General features: G+C 57.9%; 7 protein-coding genes, 1 tRNA gene and 1 pseudogene. 5 read left to right on the plus strand and 4 right to left on the minus strand.

From position 1 onward, the window contains the following. Nucleotides 1-202 precede the first annotated feature (202 nt). The 3 genes from WBG04_RS15680 (at nucleotide 203) to WBG04_RS15690 (ending at nucleotide 4,407) form a co-directional block, all read left to right on the plus strand. Nucleotides 203-3,385, plus strand: a complete 3,183-nt coding sequence (locus WBG04_RS15680; protein ID WP_424315399.1) for an efflux RND transporter permease subunit — start codon at nucleotides 203-205, stop codon at nucleotides 3,383-3,385. Nucleotides 3,386-3,457: 72 nt separating this feature from the next. Continuing rightward, entirely contained in the window at nucleotides 3,458-4,072 is a 615-nt protein-coding gene (locus tag WBG04_RS15685; protein ID WP_424315400.1) for a hypothetical protein, read from the plus strand. An 11-nt stretch (nucleotides 4,073-4,083) separates the two neighbouring features. Continuing rightward, the gene (locus WBG04_RS15690; protein WP_424315401.1) at nucleotides 4,084-4,407 is read left to right on the plus strand and encodes a hypothetical protein; all 324 of its coding nucleotides are present in this window, start codon (nucleotides 4,084-4,086) and stop codon (nucleotides 4,405-4,407) included. Nucleotides 4,408-4,447: 40 nt separating this feature from the next. On the opposite strand, the gene WBG04_RS15695 is transcribed toward WBG04_RS15690, so the two are convergent. Then, the gene (locus tag WBG04_RS15695) at nucleotides 4,448-5,044 is read right to left on the minus strand and encodes an SET domain-containing protein (RefSeq protein WP_424315402.1); all 597 of its coding nucleotides are present in this window, start codon (nucleotides 5,042-5,044) and stop codon (nucleotides 4,448-4,450) included. 14 nt (nucleotides 5,045-5,058) lie between these two features. Continuing rightward, nucleotides 5,059-5,676, minus strand: coding sequence for a hypothetical protein (locus WBG04_RS15700; RefSeq protein ID WP_424315403.1), 618 nt, complete (start codon nucleotides 5,674-5,676; stop codon nucleotides 5,059-5,061). A gap of 148 nt (nucleotides 5,677-5,824) precedes the next feature. Between WBG04_RS15700 and WBG04_RS15705 the strand changes: the two genes are divergently transcribed. Both WBG04_RS15705 and WBG04_RS15710 read left to right on the plus strand, forming a co-directional pair. Beyond that, entirely contained in the window at nucleotides 5,825-6,715 is an 891-nt protein-coding gene (locus tag WBG04_RS15705; RefSeq protein WP_424315404.1) for a ParB/RepB/Spo0J family partition protein, read from the plus strand. 15 nt (nucleotides 6,716-6,730) lie between these two features. Next, a complete protein-coding gene (locus WBG04_RS15710; protein ID WP_424315405.1) occupies nucleotides 6,731-7,696 on the plus strand; it encodes a M28 family peptidase in 966 nt (321 codons plus the stop codon). A gap of 38 nt (nucleotides 7,697-7,734) precedes the next feature. On the opposite strand, the gene WBG04_RS15715 is transcribed toward WBG04_RS15710, so the two are convergent. Further along, a tRNA-Phe gene (locus WBG04_RS15715) sits at nucleotides 7,735-7,810 on the minus strand. A gap of 130 nt (nucleotides 7,811-7,940) precedes the next feature. Then, nucleotides 7,941-8,273: pseudogene (locus WBG04_RS15720) on the minus strand (hypothetical protein); the annotation flags it as partial.

The following is an 8,273-nucleotide window of genomic DNA, read 5'->3' on the forward strand; positions in this document are numbered from 1 at the left end:
GCGATCTTCGATCGGGGAAAAAGAAGACGCGGCGCTTTTTCCTGATTCCAGCGTTGTTCCTCAGTCGTTGTGCTCGCTCAACTCCATTCGTCACTGCCAGGATTCCAGGAAACTCCATCAAAAGCATCAAAACGCGACCATTCCCAAATAAAACCCGGATCCTCTGCTAGACTCACCCCTCCACCCCACGTATGGCCCCTACATGATTCGCTGGTTCGCGCGCAATGACATTGCGGCCAACTTCCTACTGATCGGCATCCTGCTCACCGGGATCTGGTCATACAAGAATCGCGTCGCACTCGAGGTTCAGCCGGGCATGCAGTTCCGCGAGGTTCGAATCAACGTCCCTTACCGCGGAGGTAGCCCCGAGGACGTCGAACGTGCCGTGGTCATTCCCATCGAACTGGCACTCGAAGGTCTTCCCGGCATTTCAGAAATCGACTCACGCGCCAATGCCGGCGGCTGCGACATCAGGGTCAGAGTCGCCGACACGGCCGACCCGCGTGACATGCTCGAGGAGATCAAGCAGCGGGTCGACGGGATCAATTCCTTCCCCGAGGAAATCGACCCCCCAACCTTGCGGATCCCGGACACCAACCTCTACTTCGATGTCATCAAAATCGCCGTGACCGGTGAGATGGAAGAGGCGGATCTTTCCAAAGCCGCCCGCAGGGTCCGCGATGACCTGCTTGAGATGCCCGGCATCTCGCAGTCGATGATTCAGGGAGAAACCCGACAAGAGATCGCCATCGAAGCCGACCTCGGGCGTCTGCGGGATTTCGGTCTCGGCTTCGCCGATCTTGCCAATGCCGTTCGCCGCTCATCCAACGATCTTCCGGCCGGTCAGATTCAAACCGACGAGGGCAACATTGTGATTCGCTCGAAGGGGCAGGCCTTCACTCAAAAAGACTTTGAGGAAATCGTCATTCGTAGCCAGACCGGAGCCGAAGTCACCGTCGGCGACGTCGCCCGTGTCTCCGATGGATTCGAGGAAAACAGCAAGCTCATCCGCTTCAATGGGAAACCGGCCATGCTTGTCGAAGCTCTTCGCCTGAATGACGAGAACGCTCTCGAGATTGCGGATAAGGTGAAGGAATACGTCGCCACCCAGCGTCAAAGATTCCCGGTTGGCATCGATCTCTTCATCTGGGACGACTCGTCGGTCGAGCTGCGAGGGCGCTTGGGAACGCTCTTCTGGAGCATGGTTCAGGGCGGAATCCTGGTGCTGATCGTGCTCGGCCTCTTCCTGCGTCCAATGATCGCCTTCTGGGTCGTGATCGGGATCCCGGTCGCCTTTGCCGGCGGTCTCATCTTCCTCCCGACCATGGGTCTTACCCTGAACTCGATGAGCATCTTCGGGTTCATTATCGTGATTGGCCTGGTCGTCGACGATGCCATCGTCACTTCGGAGAACGTCTACACCAAGCTCAAGAACGGAGTTCCTCCCCTCGATGCCGCGGTGGATGGAGCGAAGGAAGTCGCCGTGCCGGTGACATTCGGCGCGCTGACAACCATTGTCGCCTTTCTTCCCCTGATGACCTTTGATGGTTTCTACGGGAATTTCACGCGACAGATCCCCCCGGTCGTCGGGCTTGTCCTCATCTTCTCGCTGATCGAGACCAAGCTTGCCCTTCCCTGCCACCTTAAGCACATCAAGACCGGGCGGACTTCGTTCAACTTCTTCACGCGCTTCCAAAAGTCGATCGCCGACGGACTCGAGAATTTCGTCGACCGGGTCTACCGCCCTTCCCTGCACTACGCCACCAGTCACCGTTACACCACGGTCGCCGTTTTCCTTGCGATCGCACTGTGCACTTTCGGGGTCTGGAAGAGCGGTCGACTTGGTTTCGTCAACATGCCCTCGACCGATCGCAACCGGATCATGGCGATGGTCAACATGCCGCGCGATACCGCGATCGAAATCACCGACGAAAGGGTGCTGCGAATCGCCGCTGCGGTGGAACAACTGAAAACCGAGTTCGTTGACCCAGGCACCGGAGAGAGCCTGATCGAAGATGTTCTGACAAGCACCGGTGGTTGGAGCGGAAGGGATAATGTGGACCCTAAAGAGGGCTTCGTCGTCGTTTCCATTGTCGACCCCGGCATGCGCTCGGAACCCGGACCGAAGAACAGCACCATCGCCGCCCGTTGGACGGAACTGGTCGGAGAGATCCCCGATGCCCAATCGTTCTGGATTTCGGGTGAGCGAGGCGGTGGCTTCCGGGGTGGCGATGACGACATCGAATCGATCAAGATCGAACTTCGGGGTCCTGCCGGAGACATCCGGTCTGACATCGCTGACGAAATCGAAGCGACACTGGAAGAATATGATGGAATCGCGAGTGCCTGGTCGGATTCAGGGCGCAGCCGGAACGAAATCCATGTCACGCTCAAGCCAGAGGGCAAGTCGCTCGGCTTGAGCCAGATCGATCTCGCCCGTCAGGTTCGCGGTGCCTTTTTCGGAGAACAGGCCCAGCGCGTGCAGCGAGGAAGGGACGACATCCGGGTGATGGTCCGTTTGCCCAAGGAACAACGGCAGTCCCTTCATACCCTGGAGGAACTCCGCATTCGGACTCCGGATGGTGGCAATGCCCCGTTCCGCTCCGTTGCTGATGTTTCCTTTGTCCCTGCACGCTCGAACATTCGTCGCATCAACGGTGCCCAGGTGACGTCGATCGCCGCCAAACCCGATGACGAAACCGTCGACGTGATCGCCATTTCCCGGGACCTTGCGCCGCGGATCAATGCCATCGTCAACCCTTATCCCGAGTTCTCCTGGATCTATGACGGCTACATTCGCGAACATGAGGAAACCGGCCACAAGACCAAGGTCGCCTTCGCCGCACTCTTCCTCGCCCTCTATGCGCTGCTTGCCATCCCTTTCCGCTCCCTCACGCAACCCTTCGTCGTGCTCCTCGCCGTTCCCTTTGGCATCATCGGAGCCTTGGCCGGCCACCTCATTCTCGATCTAACACCATCCTTCCTCTCCGTCTTTGGAATGTTGGCGCTTGCCGGCGTAGTGGTGAACGACTCGCTGGTCATGGTTGACTTCACCAATCAAAGACGACGCGACGGACAGGATCTCTTTGAAGCAGTCGTGGACTCGGGTTCGCGCAGATTCCGTCCGATCATCCTGACATCGCTGACGACCTTTGTTGGGTTGTTGCCGCTGATGCTCGACCGCTCCCTCCAAGCTCAGTTCCTCATCCCCATGGCCGTTTCGCTCGGTTTTGGCATCCTCTTCGCCACCTTCATCACCCTCTATCTGATCCCCTCTTCCTACCTGATCATGGAGGACATCCTCAGCGGAGGACGCGCAATCAAGAACTGGTATCTCAAGCCGTTCCGGAAGAAGGAAGAGACTCAAATTAATCAAGAAACCTAAAACATTTCGCTGGCCTTTTTCCCTCTCAATTCCTAAAAGGAGCGCACTGTCCCGCCTATCATTCCCACAGGCATGCCTTCCGCAACCGAGCACACCCACCATCTCCGCATCCGCAATACCCAACTTGAAATGAATTCTTCCGACGACGACAAGTCGGGAGGAGATGTCGATGGCAAGCTTCGCCTTGCCCAGACGCAGTTGGAGGAACTTCAGGCACAGCGCAAGGAACTCGAGCGTCTCAAGATTGAGACCGAGCAGCTCAACACCCGCAAGCGCGAGCTCATTGGCTCGCAGGTGGAAATGAGCGAACGCCTTTCTTCGGCCGTCACTCTGATTGATCGGGAACTCTTCGAGATGAGGCAAGAGATCGAAGATCTCGAGCAGTGCCGCTCCTGTTTCTCTGCTCACCTCACCAAGATCGAGAAACTCAATCCAGAAAGCTGGACTCAGGAACAGGTCCCCGATCGTCTTGATCGCGCCATTGCAATAGTCGACCACGCCGAGGACGAATACTCTCAGGCGGCCGAACACTTTTCCCGCTCACGCAGCGCCTCGATCTTCCAGGGTGTCCGTCGGGCGAAAAGCAGCAAGAGTGAGTTCAGACAGCAATTTTATCGCGGGCTTGCCTTCAACCTTCCGGTTCTCGCCCTCGGTGGCCTTGCTTTGATTGCCTACATCTGCAAATAAGGCCTGCCGTCATGACCAAGACCCGCAAGTCCCGAGCCGTCGATCCCGATCTTGAGCCACTCGATTTGGCTCAGCGGGAACTCGATGCCAAAATTGCGGCTTTGGAAGCCCTGCCAGAGCAGCTCGAACTCGAAATCCGCGAACAAGAGCGGACCATGCCGCCGCCGGAAGATCTTGAGGACCGTCGGAGACAGCGCGACTTCGAGGAAAAGGCCGCACGTGGACAGATTCGCAACGAACGCAGGACTCAGGGACGCAGTCTGTTCCTGATGTTCCTGCTACTCGCGGCAACCGCCGCCATGGTGGCGTGGGTCATCACCCTCGCCCAAAAGTAACAGCGGAAGACGTTCCGGAACCCTCAGCTCAAGAGCCGGCTCAAGCCGCTCCCTTTTTCTTCTCCTCCTTGGCCCGGGCCTTTTTTGCAGCAGCCCTTTTCTTGCGCTCAAGCTGATCCCACTGCTCCCGGCTCACAATGTAGCCGACGCACTCCTTGCTGCCACAGCGGCATGGATGATCCTCGTAGCACTCGATGTCAAAACCGTAGTCGAATCCCAGCTCTTCGCCCTTCTTGATGTCGCGGAGGGAATGGATGAAAATCTTCTTCCCCTCGATCCACGCTTCGCAATTTGGTGCGCAGGAGTGATTGATCAGCCGCGCGGTGTTCCACGGCACATTGCCATCGATGTCCCAGCGCTTGTTCAGAGTGAAAATATACACTGCCGCGTCACCCGTTTCCTCGGCAACAGCGTGCTGGGCCCAGGCGCGCTTCTCGCTCTCCTCTTTGTCGATCAGCTCACCAATGTACTCGATCACCTTCGTCTCGGCAGGAATATCCTGTGTCGCGTAAACACCGCGCCCATGGATCGCCGATCCACGAACTTCGCAGTACTCGCTCTGACCACGGTTCCACAACTTGGTCAGCTTTCGGCGCAAGCGCGCCTCCTCCTTGATTTTTCTCGATTGCTTTCCCATCGGATTGATCATGTTTATTTTGCCTCTTCACGCTTCACAGGAGGCAACTCCATGTTGGCCGGAAGCGTGATGAAAAGTGAGCGCAAGTCCGATACAGACAGATCAGAACCATCAATGAAAGTCCAGTTGCTCTTGCCCTTGTCAGCGATCGCGACCTGAAACCCATGCGTATTAATGACCGTCCCCTTTGGACTTTCATCATGGAAAATCCTGAATTGAGTCACCGTCGGAATCAACACCAGCCATTTCGTATAATTGATCTCGCCCTCCGCTTCATTCGAGCTGTCTCCCGGCCACACCTCGTAACTTTTCGGTGGGCCGGAGATTCTGAAGGAAATAATCTGCACACCATTGCGCGCCATGTAGTCGCCGATGCCCGCAAGCTCCTCCTCGAGCTTCTCCATGCCCCCCTTGCGTTTCGCCATGCGGTCCTTCCATTGCGGATACATGCTGTCGATCGCTGCCATGAAGTCGTTGTTGACGACCTTCTTGCCAAGCTCCTCGACCGAGGCAACCGCCGACTTCACCACCTCAGGTGGCGCACTATTCTGGGCGCAAAGCACCGGCAGGCATATCGCCTGGAACAAAGCTAAAACTGCGAAAATTTTCATGGCATAGGCATGACGCGACATCCCCCCGCCGTCAAGTGCTCCCCGGCTTCCTCCCGGGCTCGTGCCCTGCCTTTTCCGCGATCTCATTGGCCCACCAGCAAAACATGAGAAATATTCACTGCAAATACCGCTTTGATTTCACTGCCTCGTTTGCCACCTTGTTTCTCCTATGTCGAAACAGGCTCTCGGAAAAGGACTCGGCGCACTCATTCGCAAGCAAGGCGGCAACTCCTCCAGTCCTACGGAAGTTTCTTCCGACGGTGCCGGCAGGGCGCGCGAAGTCCCCATCAACATGGTGGTTGCCAGCCCGCTTCAGCCCCGCACCCAGTTCGTCGAGACCCCGCTCGACGAACTCGTTGAATCCATCCGCCAGCACGGAATCATCCAGCCGTTGATCGTCCGTCCCGTCGACGGCAAGCTCGAGCTGATCGCCGGCGAAAGACGCTGGCGGGCCTCGATGAAGCTCGGCCTGGCCACCGTCCCGGTCATTGAGCGCGAAGCCGCCGACCGCGACGTGCTTGAGATGGCCCTGATCGAGAACCTTCAACGCGAAGATCTCAACCCCATCGAAGAAGCCGCCGGCTACGTCCGTCTCGCCAAAGAGTTCGCGATGAAGCAGGACGAAATCGCTGGCCGCGTGGGCAAGTCCCGCGCCAGCGTCGCCAATGCGATGCGCCTGCTCGACCTCCATCAGGACGTCCGCGACCTCGTCGCCCAAGGCCGCATCAGCGTCGGCCACGCCAAGGCCATTCTCGCGATCAAGGATCAGCCGTCCCAGCTTCAGGCGTGCAATGAGATCGTCCGCCGATCATTGACCGTGCGTGCCGCCGAGCGACTGGCCCAGCAATACGGTGCCGAAAGCCGCAACGGAAAAAAGGGAGCCGCCCCGAAACCCGAAGTCGATGCCCACATCCGCGCCATCCAAAATCAACTCCGCGATCGATTCGCGACCCACGTGCAGGTTCATCACGGGGCGAAGAAGGGAAAGATCGAACTCGAGTACTACGGCGACGATGATCTCCAGCGTATGCTGGAACTGCTTGGCATCGGCGAGATTTGAGCCAGCTTAAGTGCTGTGAAGCTCCGCCTGCTGCCCCTCGCCATTGTTTTTGCCGCTTTCGCCCTGACGCTCGGCCTGGGCCAATGCCGGAAGGCTGAAGTCGCGATTCCTCAGCGACTCTCCTTTTCTCCAATCCCGTCCGATCTCGCCGACTCGTTTTCGGGAGAAAACGCCTACCAACACGTCGCCAACGTCGTCGCCTTTGGTCCCCGCCCGCCCGCCAGTGAGGGCTTCGAGAAGACTCTCCAGTATCTGGAGACCACTTTGGCAAGTTTCGGCTGGCAGACGACCCGTCAGAAGCTGCGCGCCGCGACACCCGATGGCCCGACCGACTTCACCAACCTGATTGCCCGCCACTCCACCGCCGCGCCTCATCCCGAGTCGACACCCGTGCTGATCGGTGGTCATATTGACAGCAAGAAACTCCCTTTTCCATTCGTCGGAGCCAACGATGGAGGATCCTCAACCGGAGTTCTTTTGGAAATCGCCCGAGTCCTTTCCTCGCAGCCAGCCGCCGCCGCTCAAATCGAGTTGGTCTTCTTCGACGGCGAAGAAGCCTTCCGCCCGAACATCACCCCCAGCGACGGACTCTACGGCAGCAAATACTTCGCCCATGATCTCTCGACTCGCCGCTCCTGGCCATCCATCGGAATCGTGCTCGATATCATTGGAGATCCGAATTTCCCTCTCTTCTATAATCCTGAAGCCCCGCCAGCCTTCGCCGAGGCAGTGACAGACATTGCCACGACTCTCGCTTTCAAAAATCCCGTCGTGCTGGCACCCGGCCCAATTATTGACGACCACGTCCCACTCCAGAACACCGGCCTGCCTTGTCTTCACCTGATCGGCGACTTCAGCCAAATGACTTACTGGCATCAACCCGGAGACACCCTGGATAAGGTGGACGCCGACATGCTTGAAAAGGTCGGAAAGCTGACCCTGAGGTTCCTTTCGGTGATCCAATCGCCCGAGTCCAACTAGCCGACCTGGGAAGCCAGGCGGAGACCAAAAGGGGAAAGTGGTGGCTCGAGACGGGATCGAACCGCCGACACGCGGATTTTCAATCCGCTGCTCTACCAACTGAGCTATCGAGCCTAAACTCCTCCTGAAAGGTGGGCGGGATTAATGGGGCGACACCCGGGTTTTGACAACCGAAAAGTCAGCTTTTCTGAGCGGAATCTGTGACAGCCCATTTTCAGCGCTGGTCCGCCCTCCGACTGGTTCCTCAGCCATCAGGAATTCGGGAAGCAGGCTCGGATTCCCGCACCGCACCGCGAGCGAAAAGCAAGCCGACGAAATTCACAAAGGGGACCGCCATCCCGAAGTAGTGGGCCATCCCAAGCTCCAGATCATAGACCCTTTCAAATTCCGCATAGGCCCACCACACCATTCCTACCACCGAGCCCGCTAGGGCGATCGCCGAGCAAGCCACCACCAGCCACCAAAGCGGACGCGATCTGATCAGCACCCCCACCAAAAAAGGCGAAACCAAGGTAACACCAGCACTTAGCAGTGAAGCAGCGGCCACGAAGGTAAACAGGTGACCGATGTAACCGAT

The organism is Haloferula sp. (assembly GCF_049672945.1).
GTDB lineage: Bacteria > Verrucomicrobiota > Verrucomicrobiia > Verrucomicrobiales > Akkermansiaceae > Haloferula.

Bases quoted from the DNA above. Each gene is read 5' to 3' on its own strand.
- WBG04_RS15705 (WP_424315404.1), top strand. From the start codon at position 5,825: ATGTCGAAACAGGCTCTCGGAAAAGGACTCGGCGCACTCATTCGCAAG.
- WBG04_RS15700 (WP_424315403.1), bottom strand. From the start codon at position 5,676: ATGTCGCGTCATGCCTATGCCATGAAAATTTTCGCAGTTTTAGCTTTG.
- WBG04_RS15680 (WP_424315399.1), top strand. From the start codon at position 203: ATGATTCGCTGGTTCGCGCGCAATGACATTGCGGCCAACTTCCTACTG.
- WBG04_RS15690 (WP_424315401.1), top strand. From the start codon at position 4,084: ATGACCAAGACCCGCAAGTCCCGAGCCGTCGATCCCGATCTTGAGCCA.
- WBG04_RS15685 (WP_424315400.1), top strand. From the start codon at position 3,458: ATGCCTTCCGCAACCGAGCACACCCACCATCTCCGCATCCGCAATACC.
- WBG04_RS15695 (WP_424315402.1), bottom strand. From the start codon at position 5,044: ATGGGAAAGCAATCGAGAAAAATCAAGGAGGAGGCGCGCTTGCGCCGA.